General features: G+C 65.4%; 1 pseudogene. It reads left to right on the forward strand.

What is annotated here, in order from left to right:
* Nucleotides 1-410 (forward strand): annotated as a pseudogene (locus VSR34_RS38820) (arylsulfatase); the annotation flags it as partial.

Raw genomic sequence — 410 nt, forward strand, 5'->3', positions numbered from 1 at the left:
GCTCGGCCTGACCGGCCTCGACGCCGCACGCCTGCAGACGGTTGGCGGCGCTGCGCTAAAGGGCCACGACCTGACGCAACTGCTCGGCAAACCCGAGCAGGCCCGCGTCGACACGGTCCGCTCGACCGCGCTGTTCAACTACGCGATGCTGCTCTACTACGACAGCGAGTGGATGATCAAGGAGTTCAAGACTCTGCACGAGAAAGGCGTGCCGGAAGAGGAAGTCCGCCGCCGGGCGGTCGCGCAGCAACCGGACTTCCGGCTGCGCGGCACGATCCGCAGCGTGTTCGATGGACGCTATCGCTTCAGCCGCTACTTCTCGCCGCTCGAATTCAACCGACCGGCGACGCTCGAAGCGCTGTTCGACAACAACGACGTCGAGGTCTACGACCACGCGAACGATCCGGGAG

This window comes from Paraburkholderia sp. JHI2823 (assembly GCF_038900695.1).
Classification (GTDB): Bacteria; Pseudomonadota; Gammaproteobacteria; order Burkholderiales; family Burkholderiaceae; genus Paraburkholderia; species Paraburkholderia mimosarum.